Source organism: Streptomyces sp. enrichment culture (genome assembly GCF_964273255.1).
Classification (GTDB): domain Bacteria; phylum Actinomycetota; class Actinomycetes; order Streptomycetales; family Streptomycetaceae; genus Streptomyces.
Window position 1 is genome coordinate 4,759,521 of record NZ_OZ186835.1, and the last position, 24,999, is coordinate 4,784,519.

The 24,999-nt window shown below is 73.5% G+C and carries 20 protein-coding genes; 10 read left to right on the plus strand and 10 right to left on the minus strand.

Annotation, left to right across the window (positions count from 1 at the left end):
- Positions 1-72 precede the first annotated feature (72 nt).
- Positions 73-624 (plus strand): DUF1203 domain-containing protein, encoded by a 552-nt coding sequence (locus ACSU53_RS20655; protein WP_437029818.1) that lies wholly within the window; start codon positions 73-75, stop codon positions 622-624.
- 1 nt (position 625) lies between these two features.
- On the opposite strand, the gene ACSU53_RS20660 is transcribed toward ACSU53_RS20655, so the two are convergent.
- Both ACSU53_RS20660 and ACSU53_RS20665 read right to left on the minus strand, forming a co-directional pair.
- Positions 626-1,477, minus strand: coding sequence for a class I SAM-dependent methyltransferase (locus ACSU53_RS20660; protein ID WP_437029819.1), 852 nt, complete (start codon positions 1,475-1,477; stop codon positions 626-628).
- Positions 1,478-1,892: 415 nt separating this feature from the next.
- On the minus strand, positions 1,893-2,909 hold the full coding sequence (locus tag ACSU53_RS20665; protein WP_437029821.1) for an aspartate-semialdehyde dehydrogenase: 1,017 nt from the start codon (positions 2,907-2,909) through the stop codon (positions 1,893-1,895).
- Positions 2,910-3,276: 367 nt separating this feature from the next.
- Between ACSU53_RS20665 and ACSU53_RS20670 the strand changes: the two genes are divergently transcribed.
- Together ACSU53_RS20670 and ACSU53_RS20675 are read left to right on the plus strand one after the other, a co-directional pair.
- Positions 3,277-3,813 carry an RNA polymerase sigma factor gene (locus ACSU53_RS20670; RefSeq protein ID WP_382965028.1) on the plus strand — a complete coding sequence of 179 codons (537 nt, stop codon included), beginning with the start codon at positions 3,277-3,279 and terminating at the stop codon, positions 3,811-3,813.
- Between the two features lies 1 nt (position 3,814).
- Positions 3,815-4,951: a hypothetical protein gene (locus ACSU53_RS20675; RefSeq protein ID WP_437029823.1), complete on the plus strand. Its 1,137-nt coding sequence runs from the start codon at positions 3,815-3,817 to the stop codon at positions 4,949-4,951.
- Between the two features lie 132 nt (positions 4,952-5,083).
- On the opposite strand, the gene ACSU53_RS20680 is transcribed toward ACSU53_RS20675, so the two are convergent.
- Positions 5,084-8,395 carry a S8 family serine peptidase gene (locus tag ACSU53_RS20680; protein WP_437029825.1) on the minus strand — a complete coding sequence of 1,104 codons (3,312 nt, stop codon included), beginning with the start codon at positions 8,393-8,395 and terminating at the stop codon, positions 5,084-5,086.
- A gap of 293 nt (positions 8,396-8,688) precedes the next feature.
- Between ACSU53_RS20680 and ACSU53_RS20685 the strand changes: the two genes are divergently transcribed.
- Positions 8,689-9,150: an NUDIX hydrolase gene (locus ACSU53_RS20685; RefSeq protein ID WP_437029827.1), complete on the plus strand. Its 462-nt coding sequence runs from the start codon at positions 8,689-8,691 to the stop codon at positions 9,148-9,150.
- Between the two features lie 221 nt (positions 9,151-9,371).
- Here the strand turns inward: ACSU53_RS20685 and ACSU53_RS20690 are convergent, their stop codons facing one another.
- Together ACSU53_RS20690 and pepN are read right to left on the minus strand one after the other, a co-directional pair.
- Entirely contained in the window at positions 9,372-10,409 is a 1,038-nt protein-coding gene (locus ACSU53_RS20690) for a hypothetical protein (protein WP_437029829.1), read from the minus strand.
- A 227-nt stretch (positions 10,410-10,636) separates the two neighbouring features.
- Complete coding sequence (pepN, locus tag ACSU53_RS20695; protein ID WP_437029831.1) at positions 10,637-13,243, minus strand: aminopeptidase N; 2,607 nt, start codon at positions 13,241-13,243, stop codon at positions 10,637-10,639.
- Positions 13,244-13,383: 140 nt separating this feature from the next.
- On the opposite strand from pepN, the gene ACSU53_RS20700 reads away from it, so the two are divergent.
- Entirely contained in the window at positions 13,384-14,031 is a 648-nt protein-coding gene (locus tag ACSU53_RS20700) for a mycothiol-dependent nitroreductase Rv2466c family protein (protein ID WP_437029833.1), read from the plus strand.
- 87 nt (positions 14,032-14,118) lie between these two features.
- Here the strand turns inward: ACSU53_RS20700 and ACSU53_RS20705 are convergent, their stop codons facing one another.
- From ACSU53_RS20705 to ACSU53_RS20715, 3 genes are all read right to left on the minus strand, one after another.
- Positions 14,119-14,361 carry a hypothetical protein gene (locus ACSU53_RS20705; protein ID WP_362089777.1) on the minus strand — a complete coding sequence of 81 codons (243 nt, stop codon included), beginning with the start codon at positions 14,359-14,361 and terminating at the stop codon, positions 14,119-14,121.
- Between the two features lie 161 nt (positions 14,362-14,522).
- Positions 14,523-15,170 (minus strand): superoxide dismutase, encoded by a 648-nt coding sequence (locus tag ACSU53_RS20710; RefSeq protein ID WP_437029834.1) that lies wholly within the window; start codon positions 15,168-15,170, stop codon positions 14,523-14,525.
- 219 nt (positions 15,171-15,389) lie between these two features.
- On the minus strand, positions 15,390-16,769 hold the full coding sequence (locus ACSU53_RS20715; protein ID WP_437029836.1) for an amino acid permease: 1,380 nt from the start codon (positions 16,767-16,769) through the stop codon (positions 15,390-15,392).
- 567 nt (positions 16,770-17,336) lie between these two features.
- Here ACSU53_RS20715 and ACSU53_RS20720 point away from each other — a divergent pair.
- The 3 genes from ACSU53_RS20720 to ACSU53_RS20730 all read left to right on the plus strand — a co-directional run bounded on the left by ACSU53_RS20720 (position 17,337) and on the right by ACSU53_RS20730 (position 19,675).
- Positions 17,337-17,921, plus strand: a complete 585-nt coding sequence (locus tag ACSU53_RS20720) for a biotin transporter BioY (RefSeq protein ID WP_437029838.1) — start codon at positions 17,337-17,339, stop codon at positions 17,919-17,921.
- A gap of 322 nt (positions 17,922-18,243) precedes the next feature.
- Entirely contained in the window at positions 18,244-18,729 is a 486-nt protein-coding gene (locus ACSU53_RS20725) for a ribose-5-phosphate isomerase (RefSeq protein WP_437029840.1), read from the plus strand.
- Between the two features lie 118 nt (positions 18,730-18,847).
- Positions 18,848-19,675, plus strand: a complete 828-nt coding sequence (locus ACSU53_RS20730) for an Fpg/Nei family DNA glycosylase (protein ID WP_437029842.1) — start codon at positions 18,848-18,850, stop codon at positions 19,673-19,675.
- A 201-nt stretch (positions 19,676-19,876) separates the two neighbouring features.
- On the opposite strand, the gene ACSU53_RS20735 is transcribed toward ACSU53_RS20730, so the two are convergent.
- Positions 19,877-21,142 carry a GNAT family N-acetyltransferase gene (locus tag ACSU53_RS20735; RefSeq protein ID WP_437029844.1) on the minus strand — a complete coding sequence of 422 codons (1,266 nt, stop codon included), beginning with the start codon at positions 21,140-21,142 and terminating at the stop codon, positions 19,877-19,879.
- Positions 21,143-21,305: 163 nt separating this feature from the next.
- Here ACSU53_RS20735 and ACSU53_RS20740 point away from each other — a divergent pair, with 163 nt between their 5' ends.
- Positions 21,306-22,481, plus strand: a complete 1,176-nt coding sequence (locus tag ACSU53_RS20740; RefSeq protein WP_437029846.1) for a PP2C family protein-serine/threonine phosphatase — start codon at positions 21,306-21,308, stop codon at positions 22,479-22,481.
- Positions 22,482-22,615: 134 nt separating this feature from the next.
- Positions 22,616-23,098, plus strand: coding sequence for an HD domain-containing protein (locus ACSU53_RS20745; protein WP_437029848.1), 483 nt, complete (start codon positions 22,616-22,618; stop codon positions 23,096-23,098).
- Positions 23,099-23,191: 93 nt separating this feature from the next.
- Here ACSU53_RS20745 and ACSU53_RS20750 read toward each other — a convergent pair whose 3' ends face one another.
- Positions 23,192-24,394 carry an acyltransferase family protein gene (locus ACSU53_RS20750; RefSeq protein WP_437029850.1) on the minus strand — a complete coding sequence of 401 codons (1,203 nt, stop codon included), beginning with the start codon at positions 24,392-24,394 and terminating at the stop codon, positions 23,192-23,194.
- Between the last annotated feature and the right edge of the window lie 605 nt (positions 24,395-24,999).

Sequence of the window (24,999 nt, forward strand, 5' to 3'; positions counted from 1 at the left end):
CACGGGACCTGCGGGAACGCGATGTCCGGATTCCGCCGGTGGCGCGTGGGGCGGGGGCGGGACGCTGGGGGCATGACGACCTCCACGACGACCTCCATGGGGCCCTCCACGACAGCCCTCGTCGCACGCCCGGTACCGGCCCTCGTGCTGAAGGAACTCCGACGGGTGGACGACGCGGGGCGTCCGCCGGTTCCGTTCACCGACGAGGAGGGCGGCGCGCCGCTGCGGTGCTGTCTGCGGCGCAGCCGGCCCGGTGAGTCGATCGCCCTCGTCTCGTACGCGCCGCTGCGGCGGTGGGCGGCCGCCACGGGCGCCGACCCGGGGGCCTACGACGAGCAGGGCCCGGTGTTCGTGCACGCGCGGGAGTGCGCGGGGCCCGCGGACGGCGCGGGACTGCCCTTCACGGGAGCGCACCGCACCGTGCGCCGCTACTCGGCCGAGGGCCGCATCGTGGGCGGGCGGCTGGTGGGGGCGGCGGAGGACCTGGCGGCCGCGCTGGCGGAGGCGTTCGCCGAACCGGGGGTGGCCCTGGTGCACGTACGGGCCGTGGAGCACGGCTGCTTCCTGTACGAGGTGCGGCGGGAGGACCACGCGGCGGCGGGCCCGGACAGCGGCCGGGGCTGAGTCACGTCCCGGAGGGCTGCCGTCCCGGCGGCGTCGGCGGTCCCGGTGGTCCCGGCGGTCCCGGCGGCGCCGTGCCGTCGCCGTGAGTGACGCGGATCTTGGACTGGCCGTGCGGCAGGCGTTCCCAGTCCTCCATGAGGCGGGCCGTCAGCCCGTGGCGGGCGGCCAGCGCGGTCAGGGTCTCGGTGCGGTAGTAGAAGTCCTCCCGCAGGACGTGGTGCTCCTCGCCCTCGGTGCGGTCGAAGGTGAAGTCGAACCAGCCGCCCGGGGCGAGCACCCGCCCGACGTTCGCCAGGCACTGCTCGATGACCGGCAGCGGGGAGTGCGAGAAGACGCTGTGGGCGTGGACGACGTCGAAGTGCGCCGGGGGCAGGAAGCGCAGCGTGAGGTCGCGGACGGGGGTGAGGGTGGGCATCCGGTCCTGGAGCCCGTGGGCGACCAGGGTGTCCTGGGCGGCGAAGAGGATGTCCGGGGAGATGTCGATGCCGTAGTAGTGGCCGGGGTGCAGGTGGGCGATGAAGTGGCGCCCGGCCCGCAGGTTGCCGCAGCCGATCTCCAGCATCCGGTGCTCGGGCCGCAGCCCGTGGTCCAGCAGGTAGTCGAATTGCAGGGCGCCCAGGGCGTGCCAGCGTTCGCGGCTGTGGCTGCCCACGGCGGCGTCCGGGTCGCGGCGCGTGTCGGAGCGCATCACGGCCCGGTAGTAGGCGATGTGGTCGGGGGAGCGGTACCGCAGCCAGGTGTCGCGGGCGGCGCGGCGCAGGTGCCGGGGTATGCGGTCCGGGTGACGCAGCGCGTAGGAGAGGCGGTGGGCGAGGGCGGCACGGTTGGCCTGGAGGTTCTTGGCGGTCGGCATGGCGGTGCTCGTCTCCGTCGGGCGGTGCCCGGCGGTCTCACCGGCCGGCCGGGCGGGACGCACTCCTCGGACGTGAGGGTACGGCGCGGGGCCGGGTCCGGCCATGGCGGACGGGACGGGGGTCTGCTGATCGGATGATGTGCCGGGGAGGGCGGAACCGGTTCCCGGACGCCTGCGTTCCAGGTCGGGAGGACGCCTGCCTTCCCGGTCGGAGGAGGCGTGCGTGTCCGGCCCACGGAGGCGTGCGTTCCCGGCCCACGGAGGCGTGCGTGCCCGGTCCGCGGGGCGGGACGGGACCCTGCCCGTGGGGCGGCGGAAGCCCCGGACGACAGCCCGTGGGGCGGCGGGAGCCCCGGACGACAGCGGCGGGCGCGCCCCCGAGGGGACGCGCCCGCCGCTCACGCCGGTGCGGTGCTCAGCCCTTCAGCTCGGCAGCCACCAGCTCCGCGATCTGGACGGCGTTCAGCGCGGCGCCCTTGCGGAGGTTGTCGTTGGAGACGAACAGCGACAGGCCGTTGTCCACCGTCTCGTCGCGGCGGATGCGGCCGACGAACGACGGGTCCTGGCCGGCGGCCTGGAGCGGCGTCGGGATGTCGCTGAGGACGACGCCGGGTGCGTCGCCCAGCAGCTCGGTGGCGCGCTCCGGGCTGATCGGGCGGGCGAAGCGGGCGTTGATCTGCAGGGAGTGACCGGAGAAGACCGGGACGCGGACGCAGGTGCCGGAGACCTTCAGCTCCGGGATGTCCAGGATCTTGCGGGACTCGTTGCGGAGCTTCTGCTCCTCGTCGGTCTCGTTCAGGCCGTCGTCGACGATGCTCCCGGCGAGGGGCAGCACGTTGAAGGCGATGGGGCGCGCGTAGACGGACGGTTCGGGGAAGTCGACCGCCGCGCCGTCGTGGGCGAGCTTGTCGGCCTCGTCGATCACCTTCCGCGCCTGGCCGTGCAGCTCCTCGACGCCCGCGACACCGGAGCCGGACACGGCCTGGTACGTGGCGACGACCAGTGCTTCCAGGCCCGCCTCGGCGTGCAGCGGACGCAGGACCGGCATGGCGGCCATGGTGGTGCAGTTCGGGTTGGCGATGATGCCCTTGGGACGGTCGGCGATCGCCTGCGGGTTCACCTCGGAGACGACCAGCGGGACCTCGGGGTCCTTGCGCCAGGCGGAGGAGTTGTCGATCACCACGGCGCCCTGCGAGGCGACCTTTTCGGCCAGCGCCCTGGAGGTCGCGCCGCCCGCGGAGAACAGCACGATGTCGAGGCCGGAGTAGTCGGCGGTGGACGCGTCCTCCACCGTGACGCCGTCCAGCTCGGTGCCCGCCGAACGGGCCGACGCGAACAGCCGCAGCTCGGTGACCGGGAAGTCGCGCTCCTTGAGGATCCCGCGCATGACCGTGCCCACCTGTCCGGTGGCTCCGACGATTCCGACCCTCACGACGACTCCCTACTGCGTCCTGTTGCGTACCTGAATGCCTGGCCGAGGCTCATCCATCATGCGGCCGACCCCGGCCCGACTGTCCAATTCTTTGCCGTTCTGCCCGCCCTTTGGGACGGCTCCGGCGGTGGACCCGGTCGGCGACCGGTTGCGGACCTCCGGCCGCCACCCTCCTGAACTGCAGGAATTCAGCCGCCGGAGGGCATGGGCCGCAAGGTCCCCTGCCCAACCCGGCCCGGCCCACACGAAGGTGTGACGTACGCCTCGGTGCGGTGTGACGTACGCCTCGGCCGGCTCCCGCGGGTCCGGGCGAACGTTCCGGGCGGCAGCGGCGTCGTAGGGGAAACAGCGTGAGGGGGGTGGGGCAGTGCTGCGCACAGGGGCCCGGCGCGGGCGGGGGACGGACCCCGCCGCGGGCGACGATCCGCTGGACGCCGCGCAGGAGCGCCGGGTACGGGCGGTGCTCGCCCTGGGCGGGGTGCCGCAGGCAGACCTGCCGGACGGGGTGCAGCAGGTCCGCCTGCGGCTGCTGGAACGGGCCGCGAGCGGACGGGAGGCCCCCCGGGACGTGTCGGCGTGGGCGGCCGTGGTCGCCTCCAACCTCGCCATGGACTGGCACCGGGCCAAGCGGCGCCAGGAACGCCTCGGCGAACGCCTGGCCGCGCTGCGCCCGGCGGAAGCGCCCTCCGGTGAGGAGAACAGCCTGCTCTCCCTCGCCGTCGCCCGCGGCCTGGACGCGCTGACCGACGCCCAGCGTCAGGTCGTCGTGCTGCGCTTCTACGCGGACCTGCCGGTGCGGTCGATCGCCGACCAGCTCGGCGTCCCCGAGGGCACGGTCAAGAGCAGGCTGCACACGGCGGTACGGGCCCTGCGCGCCCGCCTGCACGAGGACGAGGTGGTGTGACATGACCGCCCACGACGACGGCAAGCGCGGGGATGACATCCACGGGGACGCCGTTCGCCCGGACGGCACTCACGGTCAGGGCCCCTGCGACGACCGGACGTACGAGGACCGTCCCCCCGAGGACCGGGTGGACGCCGACGGCGGCTTTCAGGCGGGCCACGACCAGACCGCCCGCGACGCCGCTGGACACGGAGGCGCCCTCCGGCACGGCTCCGCCGACCCCCTCATGGCCGCGATCCTGGCCGAGGCGCCGTCCGAGGACGACCGGCGGGACCCGGCGTTCATGGCGGAACACGAGGCGGCCGTGGCCGACCTGGCGGTGCTCCGGGAGCAGCTGGCGTTCCTCGGGGAGGCGCTCGCCGCGCCGTCCGACGCGGTAGCCGAGCCGTCCGACGCGGTACCGGACACCGGAACGGGCGACGGGGCAGCGGCCGGGAACGCGGAGAACACGGTCGCCGAGGACACGGTCCCGGTCGGCCCAGCGCCCACCCCCACCAGACCCGCCGGGCTCTCCACCCCCGCCGGCCCCGGCGGAAGCACCGGGCCGGGCCGCTCGCGCGTGCCCCGCGGATCGCGTGGACCCGGCCGGGGCGACGGCCCCGGGCGCCGTCGGCGGTCCCTCCGGGTCGCCCTGGGAACGCTGGCAGTGGCCGCCGCGGCGACCGTCGTGACGGGGCTGGGGTGGCTCGTGGTCCAGCCCGGTGCGGGCCAGGAGACGTCGAGTGCCGACGCCGGGGCCCCCGCGGCGGGCCGGGACGACGCGGGTGCCGGTGAGGACGGTGCGAAGTCCGAGAGGGCCGATGAGAGGGCCCCCATCGGCGATCCCCGGTGGCTGGCCTGCGCCCGGCTCGTGGCCGAGGGCGTCGTCACGGCGACCCGGCCGGTGCCGGGATCGGAGGAGCAGCGGATCACGCTCACCGTGACCCGGGTCCACGCGGGGGAGGAGGCGACGACCGTCACGTTCCTCCACGGGACGGCCGGGTCGTCGGCCCCCGCCGTGGGCGACCGGCTGCTCGTCGGCCTGCCCCGGGAGGGCGACCGGCCGGATCTCGTCGTCACCGGCGTCCAGAACATCGCCCTCACCCGGACCTGGATCACCAGCGCGCTGCCGGAGGCGAACCGCCTGGCGTGCGAGTAGGCGGCGCCGGGCAGGAAACGGCGAGCAGAGGACCGGGGAACGGCGGGCCCGGGAGCAAGGGCGCCCACGACGAAGGGGCGGGTGCCCGGTGGTCCCGGACACCCGCCCCTCACCCGTGGCGGCGTACCGCCGTTACGGGATGACCTTCTCGATCGTCACGCTGCCCGCACCCGCGACCGTGCCGCGGGCGTTGACCAGCTGGACGCGGCCGAAGAACTCGCGGCCCTCCGGCGCCTCGGCCTCGGCCGTGACGGTGCCGGAGACGGTGGCGGTGCCGCCCGTGCCCAGCTTCACCGGCGCGGAGCCGTCGACCGTGACGGTGCCGAGCGTGTCGGAGAAGAACACGTCCCGGTAGTCGTACTCCGCGGTGCCGGCCGGGACGGAGTAGCCCACGACCTCGACGGTGTACGTGCCGGCGGCCGGCTCGGCGATGGACACCGACTCCTCGGAGTCGCCGTCGGCGGACTGGGCGACGCGGACGCCGTCCTTGTAGACCGCCAGGTCCAGGTCGGCGGCGGTGTCGGTGACGTTGCCGATGGCGACGTCCAGGGACGCGGCGCCCGCGGGCACCTCGACCGTGGTGGTGTGCGTGTCACCGGTCTTGATGGACGGCCGGTCGGTGTTGGCGGAGCCGAGCGGGCCCCCGACCAGCTTGCCGTCCAGGGCGGCGAAGCGGTTCGTCACCTTCCAGGAGGCGTCGGTCGGCTCGCCGGCCTTGGCCTCGGGCAGGGTCACGGTCTCCGGGTCGAAGGCCGCGCCGAGGACGGCGACGTCCAGCTTGTACGGGTTGTCGAGCAGCGGCGAGGTACGGCGCGACTCGACCTCGATCTCCCAGACACCCGGCTGCGGGTCCGCGTAGGAGCGCACGTCGGGGCGGCAGGTGTTGGCCGGGTTGCTGTAGTTCGGGTAGCAGTTGATCGTCGACGTCGGGTCGGCCGGGACCCCGTACGGGTGGATGGCGATGAACCGGGTCTGGCTGTCGGCCTTCAGGCCGCTCATCGCGATCTCCAGCGTCTTCGCGCCCTCGGGCACGGTGACGAAGTACGACGTGGTGTCGTTGCGCTGGGCCTTGCCGGACGCCGCGAAGGTGTACTTCAGCGGCGCCGAGACGACGACGGTGTTGAGGACCTGGTGGTCCACGCCCTCGGTGCGCGGGTCGTCGACCTCGAGGATGGCGCTCTTCAGGCCGGCCGACTTCGGGTGCGCCTGGACCTTGACGGTCACCGGCTTGTTCAGCGGCAGCCGCACCTCGTCGTCACCGACGATGCGGAAGGTGCGGTCGGCGTTGTTCTCCAGGTCGAGCTCGTGCTTGATCGCACGGTCCGGGCCGGACGTACGGGTGATCGTGATGTCGTACGTCTTCTTCTGGCGGACCTTCAGGCCGCCCTCGCGGTCGTAGAGGCCGGTGCCGAAGCCGGGGGTCTTCAGGAACTGGTCGATCGCGGTGTCGACCGGCGCCTTCACCGTGTACGTGTGCGCGGTGGCACCGTCCCGGATGGCGTCCCAGGCCTCCTCGATGTCGATGAGGCCGGCGCCCTGCTCGTAGGCCTGTACGTCCTTGATGCGCTCGGCCGTGGAGGTGAGGGCGGTGCGCAGCTTCGCGGGCGTCAGGTCGATGCGCTTCTGCTTCGCGGCGGACAGCAGCAGCGCGGCGGCGCCGGCGGCCTGCGGGGAGGCCATCGAGGTGCCCTGGAGCATGCCGTAGCCGGCGGGGAGGTCGTAGCCCGCCTCGGCGACCGGGGCGCCCGCGGACCACGTCTGGATGGTGTTGACCGCGGCGCCGGGGGCGACCAGCGTCGGCGTGAAGCCGCCGTCCTCACGCGGACCGCGCGAGGAGAAGGGCATCATGCCGTACTTCTTCCGCACCACGGAGCCGTAGTTGGCGGCCCAGGTCTCGCGGGAGACGGAGGCGCCGACGGAGATGACCTTGTCGGCCAGGGCCGGGTCGCCGATGGTGTTGGCGCCGGGGCCGGAGTTGCCGGCGGAGATGACGATCTGGACGCCGTAGGTGTCGATGAGCCGGCTGTACAGCTCGGCGCGGGCGTTGTTGCCGTCGTTGAGCGCCGGCAGGCCGCCGATGGACATGTTGACGATGTCGACGCCGCGGTTGGCGACGAGGTCGATCATGCCCTCGGTGAGCGCCACGTTGGTGCAGCCGCCGGACCAGGTGCAGGCGCGGGAGGAGACCAGCTTCGCGCCGGGCGCGGCACCGTTCATCTTGCCGCCGAACAGGCCGTTGGCGGCGGTGATGCCGGCCACGTGCGAGCCGTGGGAGCCCTCGATGAGGCCGATGTTGACGAAGTCGGCCTTCTTGCCGACCCAGTCGCCGCCGTAGGGGTCCATCGGGACGTCCTTGCGGATCTCCACGACGAACGGCTGGCGCTCGGCGACGTCGGTCTTCGGGTCGTCGGTGCCGAAGTACCCGACGTGGAACTTGTCCTTGTAGGGCTTCATCGGGGTGTCGTCCGAGAAGTCCTGGTTGTTGTTCAGGTCGACGCGGACCGTGCCGGCCTCGGCGTCGTAGAGGACGCCCCAGGAGTCGGTGGTGTCGCCGTCGAGGTTGGTGTCGCCGTTCGCGTCACCGCCGATGGTGTACGACTCCAGGAAGGTGCTGATCCGGTAGTCCCCGGCGGGGGCCTTCCAGGACTTGCCGTCGTAGCTGAAGCTCGGCCCGGACACGGACGACACCATCGGGCGCCAGGTCCGGTCGTTGTCCACGATCGGGTCGGTCGCCGTCACCCAGTCGACGATCTTGCGCTCGCCGGTGGTGGTCTTCTGCAGCGCCGGGTGGCCGAGGTCCACGCCGGAGTCCAGGATGCCGATGGTGACGCCGCGGCCGTCCGCCTTGCGGTTGTCCTTGACGAAGTCGACCGCACCGGTCTCGAAGGACGGGTTGTACGGGTTCTTGGCCGGGGTCCGCTTGTCCGGTGCCCGGTAGGTGCCCTTGCCGCCCTTGCCCTTGGCGCCCTTGGTGGTGTCGGCGCTCGGGGTCGGGTCGTCCAGCGGGATCTCCTCGCGCAGGTCGATGCCGTGCACGGTGGAGAGCTTGGCCGCGGCGGCGATGGCCGCGTCCGCCTTGGCGGTGGGGACGGTGGCCCGGACGTAGCCCAGCTTGTCGTGGGTCACGCCGACCGAGCCGCCCTTGACCGCGTCCAGCTTCTCGGCGACCTGCTGGGTCTTGCCGGGGGCGGTGGCGATCATCATCGTGACGTGCTTGGCGCCCTCGGCCTTCGCCTCGGCGAGCAGGTCGGCGTCCTTCGACCCCAGCTTGTCGGGCGCGGACTTGACGTCCCCGTCGACCGGGGCGGCGGGCGGCGCGTCGGCGGCGAGGGCCAGGGGGATCGGCCCGGCCGCGGACAGCGCGGCGACCAGGCCGGCTGCCACGGCGATGCGGGCGACGCGTCGTGCGCCCGATATCGAGTCGCGCTGAGGGGAATGGGTCATCGGCATCCCTTGTAAGTAAAGGAACGATCGTGGAGCGACCCGAGCCGATCCGCCCTGGTCGCGAACGTCCGGAACAGGAACCCGGACGATCGCAGAGCCTGTCGCAAGGGGCTGGTGTTTGGGGAGGGTTGACCGAAAACGAAATGGATGTATGGGGAAAACCCCCGATGCGCTTATGGGGTGTTGTCCCCTCAAGCGGGCAAGTCGCCCTCGCCTCCGCAGCACCGCCCCGGCGCGCGGACCGCCCGGAAATCCACCTGCCGAATCGCCCGGTCCGGCGCTAATGTCCCTGAGTGCGCAAGACGTTGAGGGTGGCGGCCTACGCCGTGGTGGTACGCGACGGACAGCTCCTGCTCGCCCGCTCTCCCGTGCCCGGCGGGCCCTCCGAGTGGGTCATGCCGGGCGGCGGCATGGAGCACGGCGAGGACCCCTACGACACCGTGCGCCGGGAGGTCGAGGAGGAGACCGGCTACCTCATCGAGGTCACCGGCCTGCTCGGCGTGCAGTCCTTCCGCCGCACGCTCCCGGCCCGCCGTCTCGGCCGCCCCGCCGACCACCACGCCGTCCAGCTGGTCTACGAGGGGCGGATCACCGGCGGTGACCTGCGCAACGAGGTCGGCGGCAGCACCGAACTCGCCGCCTGGCACCCCCTGGACGCCGTCCCCGGACTGGTCCACGTCCCCATGGTCGACATCGCCCTGGACCTGTGGCGGGAACGCCCGGCGGCGGGACGGGTCACCCCCGCCCTCGACTGACTGACCGGGCCCCGGGCCCCGCGCCCCGCCTCCCTCCGCCGGGGCCGTTGCCCATCCGTGCCGGGCACGCGTCTCCTCCGCGGACCAGGCCCGCGCCCCTCTGCGCGTCAGGCCGGAGCGCCCTGCGCGTGCCGGGGGTTCGCGCCCCCGGACGCGCGGAGGGGCCGCCGTGTGTCCGGCGGCCCCTCCGCTCCCCTCCTCGCGGGTGCTGCTCCGGCCCCCTACCGGGGCAGCACCACGACATAGGCGGCCGGCTCGCGGTCCGGCGCCGCCATCAGGGCGGTGCGGACCACGGCCGCCTGCTGGTCCGGGGCGTCGCGCAGCTTGCGCGGGGTGACGTGCACCACCGTGATGCCGAGGCGTTCCAGGACCTCGCGCTTGCGGGCGTGCTCCGACCACAGGACGTCGTCGTCGTGGCGGGGAGTGCGGGTGTCCAGTTCGACCGCGACCGCCTGGTCCGGCCAGTAGGCGTCGAGACCACCGAGGTGGGGGCCGCCGGGCAGCCGCAGGTCGACGTTCCACAGCGGGTCGGGCAGGCTCTGCTCGCGCACCATCGCGTACAGGCGGTCCTCCGCGACCGCCCGGCCCTCCGCCACCAGGGTGTCCACCGCGTCGACCACGTGGGGCCGGTTCAGCAGCCGCGCCCGCGTCAGCTCCCGCACCACCGACGCAGCGTCGCAGTGGCCGCCGCGCACCGCCTCGGTCAGCAGTCGGCGCACCGCCACGGCGTCGTCCAGCCGGGACACCGCGTCGGCCAGCGCCCGCGCCACCGGGGCCACCGGCAGGCCCGTGACCTGCTCGGCGGCCGGCAGCACGGAGGTGCGGACGATGCGGACGAAGCCCGTGGAGCGCAGGCGGCGCAACCGGGGCACCAGGACGTCGAAGGCGTCCAGCGAGGGCAGCGGAGGGGTGCTGCAGAAGCCGTGCAGGGTGAGCGCGGCCAGTCCGGTGATCATCGCCTCGCCGTAGGGGGAGGCGGGCGCGGTGTCCCGGCCGGGCTGGACGGGGACACTCACGGACCGCTCCCGCGCCGTGTACAGCAGCACCGCGTGCAGCCGCTCCTCGCTGGTCGGCGGCCCGGGGTGGAGCAGGACGACACCGGGGAGGAGCTGCTGCCAGGAACCGCCGGGACGGCACTGCTCGTTCGTCTCGGCGGCGGACACGCCGTGCGCGCGGAGCTGGGCGGTGGTCAGCACCCGGCGGCGGACGTCAGCGAGGTGGTGCAGGGGGCGGGGGGAGAGCGGGGTGTTGTGGGTCATGCCCGGCAATTTCCCGTGCCCCGGCGGCCTGCGAACGCGTGTTACACGTCCGTCGACAAACAGGGACAAGCCTGCACTAAAGGACGCGTGTTCGGATGCCGAAAACCCCTGGTCCATTCGGGTGCGGACCAGGGGTTACGGCCATGATTGCCTGAAGTTCGTAACGGTCGCGCAGAGCGAGGTCCGGCCCATAGCCCGGTCCTCGTCAGGCCTCCACGCGATCCTCGTCAGACCTCCGCACCGTCCCCGTCGGACCCGGAGCCGGCCTCCGCGTCCCGCCGCTGGCCCCGCAGGCCCCGTGCCAGGTCGTCCCGGGCCTCCAGGACCAGGCGCCGCAGGGCGGGCGGGGCGTCCTCGTGGGCGGCGAGCCAGGCGTCCGTCGCGGCCAGCGTCTCCGGCGAGTCCTGGTACGACGGGAACAGCCCCCGCACCACGTCCATGCCGATCTGGATCGACCGCTCCGCCCACACCCGCTCGATCGCCGCGAAGTACTTCGACGCGTACGGGGCGAGCAGGTCGCGCTGGGACGGCCGGGCGAAGCCCGCGATCGTGGCCTCCACCAGCGCGTTGGACAGCGCGTCGGACTCCACGACCTGCTCCCAGCAGCGCGCCTTGACCTCCGCCGACGGCCGGGCCGCCAGGCAGCGGACCTGGTGCCGCTTGCCGGAGGCGGTGTCGTCCCGGGCCAGCTCCTCGGCCAGCGCCTTCTCGTCCGCGACGCCGTGCGCGGCCAACGGCTCCAGGAACGCCCAGCGCAGCTCCTGGTCGACGTCCAGCCCGTCGACCGTGGCCGTGCCGGACAGCAGGTCCTGGAGCAGCTGCAGGTCACCCGGCGAGGAGGCCACCGAGGCGAAGAAGCGCGCCCAGGCCAGCTGCTGCTCACTGCCCGCCCCCGCGCTCTGCAGCTCGCGCCGGGCCCCCTCGGCGAGGCGCAGACCGGCCTCCTCCCGCCGGGCCGGCGCCGTGTAGTGGACGAGGGCCGACTCGGCCCAGGCGTGCAGCATCTGGAGCACGCCGATGTCGGTCTCCCGCCCGGCGAAGCGCAGCATCAGGCCGATGAAGTCCCGCGCGGGCAGCAGCGCGTCGCGGGTCATGTTCCACAGCGCCGACCAGCACAGGGCACGGGCCAGCGGGTCGGTGAGCGCGCCGAGGTGCTCGCGCAGGGTGGCCAGCGAGGTCGCGTCGAAGCGGATCTTGCAGTAGGTGAGGTCGTCGTCGTTGACCAGGACCAGCTCCGGCGCCTCGGCCCCGGCGAGTTCACCGACGACCGTGCGGGCGCCGTCCACGTCCGCCTCGGCGCGGGCGTACCGCTCCAGCGTGCCGGAGCCGGTGCGCCGGTACAGGCCGATCGCCACCCGGTGCGGGCGCAGTTCGGGGTGGGACTCGGCGGCCTCCTGCACCACGGCCAGCTCGTCGATCCGGCCGTCGGCGGTCAGCAGCACCTGCGGGGTGAGGGAGTTGACGCCGGCCGTCTGCAGCCAGCCGCGCGACCAGGCCGCCATGTCCCGGCCGCTGGTCTCCTCCAGCACCGACAGCAGGTCGTTCAGGCGCGTGTTGCCGTACGCGTGCCGCTTGAAGTAGCGCCGGGCGCCCTCCAGGAACGCGTCCTGGCCGACGTACGCCACCAGCTGCTTCAGCACGGAGGCGCCCTTGGCGTAGGTGATGCCGTCGAAGTTGAGCTTGGCGTCCTGCAGGTCGCGGATGTCGGCGGTGACCGGATGGGTGGAGGGCAGCTGGTCGGCGCGGTAGGCCCACGCCTTGCGGCGGTTGGCGAAGGTGATCCACCCGTCCGTGAAGCGGGTGGCGCCGACCAGCGCGAACGCGCCCATGAAGTCCGCGAAGGACTCCTTCAGCCACAGGTCGTCCCACCACTCCATGGTGACCAGGTCGCCGAACCACATGTGCGCCATCTCGTGCAGGACGACGTTGGCCCGGCCCTCGTACGACGCCTGGGTGACCTTGCCGCGGAAGATGAACTCCTCGCGGAAGGTCACCATCCCCGGGTTCTCCATGGCGCCCAGGTTGTACTCGGGCACGAACGCCTGGTCGTACTTGCCGAACGGGTACGGGTAGTCGACGTGGTCGTGGAAGAAGTCCAGGCCCTGCTTGGTCACCAGGAACACGTCGTCGGCGTCGAAGTGCGGTGCCAGCGCCTTGCGGCACATCGCGCCGAGCGGGATCCGAAGGCGGGTGCCGTCGTCGAAGACCCGCTCGTAGGAGTCCGTGACGTAGTGGTACGGGCCGGCGACGACGCAGGTGATGTACGTCGGGATCGGCTTGGTCTCGGCGAACCGCCACACCCCGTCGGTCTGTTCGCCGGCGCCGTTGCTCCACACCGTCCAGCCCTCCGGCGCGCGCACCTCGAAGCGGTACGGGGCCTTCAGGTCGGGCTGCTCGAAGTTGGCGAAGACCCGGCGGGCGTCGGCCGGCTCGTACTGGGTGTACAGGTACACCTCGCCGTCCTCGGGGTCGACGAAGCGGTGCATGCCCTCGCCGGTGCGGGAGTAGGCGCACTGCGCGTCGACGATCAGCTCGTTGTCGGCGTCCAGGTCCTCCAGCAGGATCCGGGTGCCGTCGAAGACCTCGCCCGGGTCCAGGTCCCGCCCGTTGAGCGACACGGCCGTCACCCGGGGGGCGATCAGGTCCGCGAAGCTGCTCGCGCCCGGCTCGGCGCAGCGGAACCGCAGGGTGGTGACCGAGCGGAAGGTCCGGGGGCCGTCGCCGCCCGCGTCCCCGGTCGCCGAGCGCAGGTCGAGGGACACCTCGTACCCGTCGACCGAGAGCAGGGCGGCCCGCTCCCGGGCCTCGTCGCGGGTCAGATTCTCACCGGGCACGGGTGGCACTCCTCATGCGTCGTCGACATGGCTGAACAGGACCGATCCTGCCATGCGCCCCTGTCGCCGGGCAGCCGGGAATGCCCGGGGGCCGCCCCGGTGTTCCCCGGGGAAGCACCCCCTTCGCAGTGAGGAGCGACATGTCCGAGCAGTCCACCCCCACCCCCGTCGACTTCTGGTTCGACCCGCTGTGCCCCTGGGCCTGGATGACCTCGCGCTGGGTGCTGGAGGTGGAGAAGGTACGGAACATCGAGGTGCGCTGGCACCTGATGAGCCTCGCCGTGCTGAACGAGGACCGGCTGGACGAGCTGCCGGAGGAGTACCGGGAGCTGCTCGAGACCAAGGCGTGGGGCCCGGTCCGGATCGTGATCGCCGCGCAGGAGGAGCACGGGGCCGGCGTCCTCGGCGACCTGTACACCGCGCTCGGCACCCGCATCCACAACCGTGACGAGGGCCCCGGCAAGGAGACCGTCGCCGCCGCCCTGGAGGACGTCGGCCTGCCCGGGTCGCTGATGGAGCACTGGGACGCCACCCCGTACGAGGCGCAGCTGCGCGCCTCCCACAAGGAGGGCATCGAGAAGGTCGGCCAGGACGTCGGCACCCCGGTCATCGCGGTGCCCGGCCCCGATGGCGAGCAGATCGCCTTCTTCGGCCCGGTCGTCACCCCGGCGCCGCAGGGCGAGGAGGCCGGCCGCCTGTGGGACGGCACCGTCGCGGTCGCCTCGGTCCCCGGCTTCTACGAGATCAAGCGCTCGCGCACCAAGGGGCCCGACTTCAGCAACCTGTGACCCCGTCGCCCCGGAGCGCGGCCGGCGTCCGGGCGGGGCGCGCACGGCGCGACGGCGCCGCCCGGAGGCCGCCCCGCCCTGCTCCGGTCACTCCGGGACGGGCGCGCGGACGGCCTTGGGGAACGGCTTCATGACGAATCCGGTGCGCAGGTTGCGGCACTGCCGGCCGGTGTCCGCGTCGAGGACGTTCTCGCAGAGCCAGAACTCGTTGACCCCCGCGCGGCCCAGCCGCTCCTTCAGCCAGTCCTGCTCCGTACGGGTCAGCTGACGGTGCCGCTGCTCCGTTCCGCACGTCCAGCAGGGCAGTTTCATGGTTCTCGGTGTCGGCATCGCCCCACTCTGCCCCGGGATGCCCGCAGCAGGAAGCCCCCGCGACTCACGTCGTCGCGGGGGCTTCCCTCTTTTCCGCCTGCCGGGTGAACGGTGAGAAGACGATCACGAGGCAGGACGCTCGTGGCTCCCGTCGGGGGACGGGCGGCGGCGCCGTCCGTTCAGGGAGCGAGCAGCAGGACGTCGGTGCGGGACCTGGCGGCCTCGTAGCGCCGGGCCACGTCCTGCCAGTTGACGACCTGCCACATGGCCTCGATGAAGTCGACCTTCTGGTTCCGGTACTGGAGGTAGAAGGCGTGCTCCCAGGCGTCGAAGACCAGGATCGGGGTGGCGCCCTGGCCGACGTTGCCCTGGTGGTCGTAGACCTGCTCCACGATCAGGCGCCCGCTCAGCGGCTCGTACGCCAGCACGCCCCAGCCGGAGCCCTGCGTGGTCGCCGCCGCCTTGGACAGCTGCGCCTTGAAACCGGCGAAGGAGCCGAAGGACTCGGTGATCGCGTCGGCCAGCTCGCCCACGCCGTCCTGCGCCAGGGGCTCGCCGCCGCCCTCCTTCGGGCCGGTCATGTTCTGCCAGTAGATCGAATGCAGGATGTGCCCGGAGAGGTGGAACGCCAGGTTCTTCTCCAGCCCGTTGACCGAGCCCCAGGACTCCTTGTCCCGGGCCTCGGCGAGCTGCTCCAGCGTGTCGTTGGCGCCCTTGACGTAGCCGGCGTGGTGCTTGTCGTGGTGCAGCTCGATGATCTCGGGGCTGATGACGGGGGCCAGCGCGGCGTAGTCGTAGGGCAGGTCGGGCAGCGTGTACACGGGCATGTGGGGTTCCCCTCCGAACCTCTTATTGCAAAGAGCTTGCAACTGCACGCTAACAGCAGAAGGGTCCGCGTGTGTCCCCGGGCACAGGAAAAGGCCCCCGCGTGTCCGCGAGGGCCTTCGCCGGGCCCCCGGGTGCGAGGGCCTCGGCAGGCCGTCGGGTCGCGAGGGCCTGCGGCGTGCCCCGCGTGTCCGCGAGGGCTTCGGTCGGAGGGGGAGCGCTCAGGCGCGGGCGCGCGCCCGTTGCCAGGCGTAGCCCACGGCCGACAGGAACAGCGTCATGCCGCCCGTCGAGTACAACTGCACGCGGGTGTCCGGCTCCCGGGCCATCAGCACGAACACCGCCGCCATACCGGCCAGCGCCACCCACGTCAGCAGCGGGAACGCCCACATTCGCACGACCAGCCGCTCCGGAGCCTCCCGCTCCGTCCGGCGCCGCAGCCGCAGCTGCGACACCGCGATGAAGATCCAGACGATGAGGATCACCGCGCCGATCATGTTCAGCAGCCAGGAGAACACGTCGTCGGGCCGCCAGTAGCTCAGCAGCACGCACAGGAAACCGAAGACCGAGGACGCCAGCACCGCCACCCGCGGCACTCCGCCCGACACCCGGCCGAGCACCTTCGGGCCCTGCCCGCGCTCCACCAGCGAGTAGCCGATCCGGGAGGCGCCGTAGATGTTCGCGTTCATCGCCGACAGCAGCGCGACCAGCACCACCACGTTCATCAGCTGACCGGCGCCCGGAATGCCCAGCCGGTCCAGGGCGGCGACGTACGGGCCGTGCTCGACCACCGCCGGGGAGTCCCAGGGGACCAGGGTGACGATGACCGCCATGGAGCCGATGTAGAACAGCGCGATCCGCCACATCGCCGTCCGCACGGCGCTCGCCACGCCCCGCACCGGGTTCTCCGACTCGGCCGCCGCGATCGTCACCGTCTCCAGGCCGCCGTATGCGAACACCGACGCCAGCAGCCCGATCACCAGCCCCTCGGCGCCGTTCGGCAGCAGCTCGGTGAGGTTCGAGCCGCCCGGCGAGTCAGTGCCCGGCAGCACGCCCGCCACGGCCAGCACGCCCAGCACCAGGAACAGCGTGATGGCGCCGACCTTCAGGGCCGCGAACCAGAACTCGAACTCGCCGAAGTTCTTCACGGCCGCGAGGTTCGTCGCGCAGAACACCACCATGAACAGCGCCACCCACGCCCACTCGGGCGTCCCGGGCAGCCAGCCGGTGACGATCTTCGCCGCGCCGATGCCCTCCAGGCCGACCGCCGTGCACAGCAGCACCCAGAACGACCAGCCCGCCGTGAACCCCGCCCACGGACCGATCGCCCGCTCGGCGTGCGCCGAGAACGAACCCGACGACGGATACGCGGCCGACATCTCGCCCAGCATCCGCATCACCAGCATCACCAGCAGGCCGGAGAGGGTGTAGGCGAGGACGATCGACGGCCCCGCGGCGGCGATGCCCGCGCCGGAGCCGACGAACAGCCCGGCGCCGATCACTCCGCCGAGGGCGATCATCGACAGATGACGCTGCTTCAGGCCGTGCGACAGGGAGGTGCCGTCCGGCTGCGGCGGCTTGGTCAGGGAGGTGTTGGACACGTGGTTCGTCCAATGCGTAGACGTGGGGGGCGTGCGGAACGGGCGGCCGGCCGCGGGCGGGACGGTACGGCCCCTCCGCGGCGGGCGGCGGGACTGCCCCGCCTTCCCGCGTGCGCGGCGAGGCGTGGGGTCCCTCCGCGTGTGCGGCGGGACGTGCGGCTTCCCGCGTGGACGGCGCCCGGCAAAACGCCGCCAGTCTGGGTGCCGGGACACCCGCCGGGCGGCGACCGCCCACGATACGGACACCCGGCGCACGCTCGGTACCCGCCCCATGACCTGCCGTGCGGGGACCGCGGGCGGCGGCGCGGGCCGGTCCCGCCCGGTACCGTCCGGCCCCCGGCGGCCCGATTGGCGAAACCCTACAGACGCCCGCGCCCCGCGCGGGGGTGAGAGAAGCCTCGGTGCCTCAGTGACCGGGGTCACCTCCCGTGAGGTGTGACCCGCCTACTTTGTCAGGAGCCCACCAACCCCGTGGTCCCGCCTTTGTCGACCGCTGACGGTGATCGGCGCGAGCGGGCCGGGATAGCGTCACGGTGTCCCCAACTGCCCTCACCCCGCGGAGTCCCGATGAGCACAGCCGCCGCCACCCCCGCCCGCCCCGGACTGGTCCTCGCCGACCTGCTCCCGGCCTCCCGTGTCCGGGACGCCGCCCTGGTCCTCGGCGGTGCCGCCCTCACCGGCGTCGCCGCGCAGATCGCCGTGCCCGTCCCCGGCTCCCCGGTTCCGGTGACCGGCCAGACCTTCGCCGCGCTGCTCGTCGGCACCGCCCTCGGCGCCCGCCGCGGCGTGCTCTCGCTCGCCTTCTACGCGCTGGCCGGCCTCGCGGGCGTGCCGTGGTTCGCCCAGGGCGCCTCCGGCTTCGGCATGCCGTCCTTCGGCTACGTGCTCGGCATGGTGCTCGCCGCCGCCCTGGTCGGCGCCCTCGCCCGGCGCGGCGCCGACCGCTCCGTGTGGCGCACGGCCGGCTCGATGCTGCTCGGCTCCGCCGTCATCTACGCCGTCGGCGTGCCCTACCTGGCCCTCGCCACCGGCATGTCCGCCTCCGCCGCCATCGCGGCCGGCCTCACCCCCTTCCTCATCGGCGACGCCCTGAAGGCCGCCCTGGCCATGGGCCTGCTGCCCACCGCCTGGAAGTTCGCCGACAAGCGCTGACCGACGGCCACGGCGGCCCGTCCACCGCGCCGCCCGCCACCGCCGCCGAGGGCCACGACCGCCAGGCCGTGCGCTCGCCGCGGCGACCGCCGCGAGGTGTGAAGGCCCGTCGGCCGTACCCGGTGGGCCGGGTACGGCCGACGGGCCTTCGTCGTGCCACCCGGCCCGTGCTGGCCGCGCGGGCCGGCGAGGGCAAGGGGGCCGGCCGGGTCCGCCGAGGCCGGCGAATGCCGCTCCCCGTGAGGCCCCTGCGCGCCTCCGTGCGCGGCCGGCGTATCCACCCCGCGCCGCCCCTCGGCGGTCGCCGTGTCACACTCTGTCCATGCGCGTGTACCTCGGTTCCGACCATGCCGGATACGAACTCAAGAACCACCTCGTCGAGTGGCTCAAGGGCGCCGGCCACGAGCCCGTCGACTGCGGGCCCCACATCCACGACGCCCAGGACGACTACCCGCCCTTCTGCCTGCGCGCCGCCGAGCGCACGGCCGCGGACCCCGACGCCCTCGGCATCGTGATCGGCGGCTCGGGCAACGGCGAGCAGATCGCCGCCAACAAGGTCAAGGGCGTGCGGGCAGCCCTGGCGTGGAGCGAGGAGACGGCCGCTCTGGGCCGCCAGCACAACAACGCCAACGTCGTCGCGGTCGGGGCGCGCATGCACAGCCTCGACGAGGCCGTGAAGTTCGTCGAGGTGTTCCTGGGGACGCCGTTCTCGGGCGACGAGCGCCACATCCGCCGGATCGACATGCTCTCCGCCTACGAGACCACCGGCGACCTCCCCCCGATCCCCGCCCACCACCCGCAGCAGTAACCGAGCAGCAGCCGGGCCGCGTGCCGCCCGCCGGGGACAGCAGGCTCCGGCGGGGCGGACGGGCGGGCCGGCCACCAGCCGTCCGGTCGAGACGGAACCGGCCGAGAGAGAGGACGCCGTGCCGGAGGGCCACACCATTCACCGGCTGGCCGAGGACTACGCGGCCGCCTTCGCGGGCCGCGGCCCGCTCCGGGTCACCAGTCCCCAGGGCAAGTTCAGCGACGCGGCCGCCCTGCTCGACGGCAGCCCCCTGCACTCGGCCGACGCCCATGGCAAGCACCTCTTCCTCGGCTTCCGCGACCCAGCGCCGGAGCACACCGACTGGGTCCACATCCACCTCGGCCTGTTCGGCAAGGTCGCCTTCGGGCCGGCCCCCGCGCCGCCGCCCACCGACACCGTGCGCCTGCGTCTCGCCGACGACCGCGGCTTCGTGGACCTGCGCGGCCCCACCACCTGCGCCCTCGTCACGGACGCCGAGAAGCGCGCGATACACGACCGCCTCGGGCCCGACCCGCTCCGCCCGGACGCCGACCCGGCCGCCGCGTACCGCAGGATCAGCCGCAGCCGTACGACGATCGCCGCGCTGCTGATGGACCAGAAGGTCATCGCGGGCGTGGGCAACGTCTACCGCGCCGAGGTCCTCTTCCGGCACGGCATCGACCCCTACCGCGCGGGCCGGGACATCACCCCGGCCGAGTGGGACGCGCTCTGGGCCGACCTGGCCGTGCTGATGCGGGAGGGCGTGCGCACCAACCGCATCGACACCGTGCGCCCGGAACACACCCCGGAGGCCATGGGACGCCCGCCGCGCGTCGACGACCACGGCGGCGAGGTCTACGTCTACCGCCGGGCCGCCCGGCCCTGCCACGTCTGCGGCGAGGAGATCCGCACGGCCGGACTGGCCGCCCGCAACCTCTTCTGGTGCCCGGGCTGCCAACGGGCCTGACGGCGCCCTCCGGCTCCCGTCCCGCCCTCGGACAGCCCGGCCGCCCCGACGCGGCCCCGACGGCCCGGGAGGCCCTGGAAGACCCGGTGTGCCCGGCTTCCCCGGCAAGGGGGCGGGCCCGGGCCGTGCCCCGCCCCGGACCTCGCCACACGGGCGCCGCTCAGAAGCCGTGCGGCGCCCCGGTCCGGCCCCCGCCGCCGCTCAGAAGCCGTGCGGCAGCCAGGGGGTGGTGGCGCCGAACGCGACGGACGCCTCCGCCAGCGCGCCCTGCCGCAGCTCCCGCACCCGGCCGGCACGCGCCAACGCCGCCAGGCTCACGCCACCCAGGTACGCCGCTCCCAACTCCCGTACCGACAGGGCGAGATCCGCGGCGTCCTGGGTCCGCTCGCAGGACGCCCCCTTGGCGTCCCCACTGAGCCGCCAGCGCCCCGCGTTCCACGGGCAGAAGTCGTCCTCGACCTCGAACACGACGTCCACCGGCGCCTGGTAGGTCCGCGCCGCCAGCGCGTCCCCCACCTCCACCAGCCGCACGTACAGCCCGTCGCGCAGTGTCGGCAGGCAGCGCCGGGTGTCGGACACCAGGTACTGCCAGGCGTCGTCGACCGGCCGGTTCCGCACCACCAGCGACGAGGTCAGGTCGATGTCGAACAGGAACCGCCACAGCGCCGCGTCGGCCGCCGGGTCCAGGGCGGCCACGTCCCGCAGCACCACCGTGCCGGCGGGCCCGGCCGGAGCCCACTCCGGCTTCACGTGGAAGCGCGCGTAGCCGACCGTCTCCCCGTCCCGCTCGGCGACGACGCACTGCAGGGGCGAACCGCCCGCCCGGTCGCCCGGCGGGTCCAGCACCGGCAACCGCTCCCAGCCGGGTCCGCGGGCCAGCATGCCCGGCCGCAGCGGCACCAGCCGGGCGTAGAGCGCCTCACAGGCGTCCAGGACACCGACGGGATCCGCGTAGCGCAGCCGTACGCCGTCCGTGCCGTCCGGAACGGACAGCCTGACCCTGCTGGTGTCGATCGTGGCGCCCAGCTGCTGGGTCGCCGCCGCGTAGCCGAACCGGCCGTAGATCGGCGGCTCGGAGGCCGTGAGCACCGCCAGCGGCTCGCCCCAGGCCCGCACGTCGTCCAGCTGCCGCCGCATCATCCGCGTGAGCAGTCCCCGCCGCCGGTGCGTGGGTGCCACGCCGACCATGGTGACGCCCGCGGCCGGCACGGCCGTCCCACCGGGCACGGTCATCCGGAACGAGAACGCGCCGGCCGTGGCCACGCACGCCTCGCCGTCCCACAGGCCGATGGACCGGTCGACCTCGGTCAGCGCCTTCCACAGCTCCGTCTCCTCGTCGGACTCGGGCGCTCCGCCGAAGGCGAGGACGAGGGTGCCGTACCACCGGTCCCACTCGTCCTGCCGCAGCACCCGCGGTCCGCCCGCCGTGTCCGCCGTGTCCGCCGTGCTCGTCCGTTCGCTTTGCATGCGCCATGCCTACCAGCCGCGACGACGGCGGAGCGAGGCAATTTCCGCCCGGCGGCCCCGCGACGCCGTCCGGTGAAGTTCACTGTGAAGCGGTCCCCGCTACGGGGGACAACCAGGACCTCCCGTGCCAAGCGGCCGGTCCGATCGATAGGGTCCCGAACCAATGGCAGCAGGACGAGAACGGCGCGCGGCCGCCGAGACGTTCACGGCACGGTGCAAGAAGCAGTGGCACCGGGCCCGCGTCGGCGTGCGCCGGGCCGCCGTGGACTACTTCCGCGGCAACGGGTCGGACTGGGTCGCCCTGGCGGGCCTGCTCCTGACCATCCCGCTGTTCACGGCCGGCACGCTCGCCAACTCCGTCTGGTGCCCGCCGGCCGCCCTGGTCCTGCCGATCGTCGCGGGCGGGCTGCTGCTCCGCCCGGCCAGCCTGCTCGGCCTGTACGCCGTCGCGGCCACCGCGCTCATCGTGGAGGCCGTCCAGCTGGGCCCGTACACCGAGGGCGCGGCCCGGGTCACCCCGGGCGTCGTCCTGACCGTCGCGGCCTGCGGGTTCTTCGGCCTGCTCGTCGCGCAGTTCCGCAGCCGCGTCGGCGTGCCCTGGCGGCGCGGCGGCACCATGCTGTTCGACCTGCGCGAGCGCATCAGGGTGCAGAGCCAGCTCCCGGCCCTGCCCGGCGGCTGGCACCAGGAGATGGCCCTGCGGCCCGCGGGCGGCCAGTCCTTCTCCGGCGACTTCGTCGTCGCGGCCCGCACCAACGGCGGCCGCACCCTGGAGGTCGTCCTCACCGACGTCTCCGGCAAGGGCATGGACGCCGGCTCCCGCGCCCTGCTGCTCTCCGGCGCCTTCGGCGGCCTCCTGGGCAGCCTGCCCCCGCACGCCTTCCTCCCGGCCGCCAACGGCTACCTCCTGCGCCAGGAGTGGGACGAGGGCTTCGCCACCTCCATCCACCTCGTCCTGGACCTGGACTCCGGCGACTACGAGCTGTACACCGCCGGTCACCCGCCGGGCCTCCAGCTCAGCGCGGGCACCGGCCGCTGGGAGGAGAAGGCCGCCGACGGCCCGCTGCTGGGCGTGTACGACGGTGCCCAGTTCGACCCGGTGAAGGGCTCCCTGCGCCCCGGTGACGTGCTGATGCTGTTCACCGACGGCCTGGTGGAGACCTCCGACCGGGACATCGTCGAAGGCATCGACCGCCTCACCGGCGAGGCCGACCGCTACGTCGCCGGCGGCTTCCACGGCGCGGCCTGGCACCTCATCGAGGCCGTCGCCAAGGACGTCAACGACGACCGCGCCCTGCTGCTGATCTGCCGCGAGGGCCCCACGGCCGCCCACCGCTGACCACCGGCCGGCCACCGCCGCCCACCGGTCGGCGGCCGCCGGCCCCGCCGGGCCGGGCGGTTCGCCCGCGGACGCGCAGGGCCGGCCGGGCGGCCGCCCGCCGCGGGGCGCCGGGAGCGGTGCACACTGATCGCGTGACCGAGACACCGCGCAGCAGCCCGTCGCCGTACCTGTCCCTGGCCGAGGTCGAGGCCGTCGCCCGCGCCGCGCACGACGGCCAGACCGACAAGGCGGGCCGCCCCTACGCCGAGCACCTGGCGGCCGTCGCCGACGGCGTCCGCACGCGCGGCGGCGACACCGCGCAGATCGCGGCGGCCTGGCTGCACGACGCGGTCGAGGACGACCGGCTGTCGCGGGAGTGGCTGGCCTGGGCCGCCCTGAGCGAGCGGACCAAGGACATCGTGCGCGCGGTCACCAAGCGCGCGGGGGAGCCCCCGGAGGCGTACGCGGCCCGCATCCTGGCCACCCCCGGCGCGCTGCTGGTCAAGGAGGCGGACCTGGCCCACAACGCCGACCCGGCCCGGCTGGCGGTGCTGGACGGGCCCACCCGCACACGGCTGACCGAGAAGTACGCGCGCATGCGCGCACTCCTCGGCCTGGCGGGCAACCGCCCGTGACACGGGGCACCGCGTGACGCGGCCCCCGCGCTCGGGCGGCCGGACGGGCCGAGCGCAGGGGCCGGACGAAGCGTGGGCCGGTGACGGCCCGGCTCAGGCGGAGACCTTCTCGCGCGTCTCCCGGGGCGCGTCCTGCCCCCGCTCGCGCGCCGGCTCGGCCCGGTCCCGCTTGAACGCCCAGTCCATGGCGGGCTCCATCACGGGCCGGAAGACCCGCCGCACCGGAGCGGTGCACAGCAGCGTCACCATCGCGGCGGCCAGCACGGTGACGAGGATCGCACCGGTCGGCCCCTGCAGCACGGACACCTCGAACCAGCCGCGGTAGTCGCCGGCCTTCACCACGAACCCGTGCAGCAGGTAGCCGCACAGGGTGCCCGCGCCGAGCGCGGTGAACCAGGTGCGCCGGCCCGGCACCCAGGCGAAGAAGCAGGCGGTCAGCACCAGCGAGCACCCGAAGAGGGCGAGCACCATCACCGGGCCCGCCCACCAGGGCGCACCCAGCTCCTGCGCGGAGTCACGGTGGTAGAACCAGCCGGTGTTCATCCGCGGAGCCGCCCACCAGGCGAAGGCCAGCGCGGCCGCGAACACCGGCACCGCGGCGATCCGCACCGACCGGCGGCGCACCAGGTGGAAGTGCTCCGGCTTCAGGCACAGCCCCAGCACGAAGAACGGCAGGAACTGCAGCACCCGCTGGAGGTCCAGGTCGTCCCCGATCTCCGGGGTGACGCTCGCCAGCGCCGCCACCAGCAGGGCCAGCGGCAGCGGGTACCGCACCATCTTCCAGATCGGCGTGGTGAGCCGCCAGATGAACAGGGCGCACAGGAACCAGGTCAGGTACCAGGGGTCGAGCAGGCTGATCTCCTGCTGCGGGTCGTTGTCCACGAACCGCTTGAACAGCGGGTACGCCGTCTCGAAGACGATGTACGGCACGGCGACACCGGTGATGAGCCGGCGCAGCCGGTCGGGGCGCATGTCGAAACTGCGCGAGAAGAAGCCGGAGATGAGGATGAACGCCGGCATGTGGAAGGCGTACACGACCATGTAGGCGGCCTCGAGGGACCGGCTGTCGCCCTTCAGGGGCTCCCAGGCGTGTCCGACCGCCACCAGCACGATGGCCAGGTACTTGGCGTTGTCGAAGAACGCGTCACGCCGTTTGCCCGCGGGGGCGGCCGTGCGGTGCGCGGTCCGCTCGGCCTCGGGCACGGAGGGCGGGCTCGGCACCCCGGACGCCGGGGACCGGTCCGGGGGGAGTGGCGTACCGCGATGGTTGCCGTTCGGTCGCGGCGAGGTCGTCACTGACCCTCCCTGGGAGAACTCGGGGTCAGGAACGGGAAGCTCGCTGCGCTTGCGGGGGACGAGGCAGCGTGAAACATCTGAGGCACCCTAGCGTTGTCCGCTCGTACTCGTAAAACGCCCGACGTCATTACCGGTAATCACTCCGGGTACCCCGGATTCGGTAATGCCGACGCCCCCGGACGCGTGACGGCCGACACATCCTCAACGGGCCGTTCCGGTACGGGACCTGTGCACCACCTGCGCCCCTCTTGTCTGGATTCATCCGGGTCGAAGGGGGCACAGGTGGGGCAGACCGCCCCCAACGGAACGATCGCTTCGGTCCACTTCCCGACCTTTCGGCGGACGAGCGGGAACACGCGTGACCGCAATTCGAATTGACTGCGAACGAGGTGTGGGGAATGTGAAACGATGCTGCCGAATTCCCGGTCCGGGTGGGCCTTCGAATTACCGTGCGACGCCGCGCCGTTCACGTGGCCGCCCGCCCCGTCGTCCGGCCCCTGCGGGCGGTCCCTCCGGGCGTCCGTGGCCCCCGCGGGGCGGATGATGCGTCACCTGCCGCATAGGGCGGCCTGGTTGGTGGCACGATGGTTCTGGCGGGGTGCGCG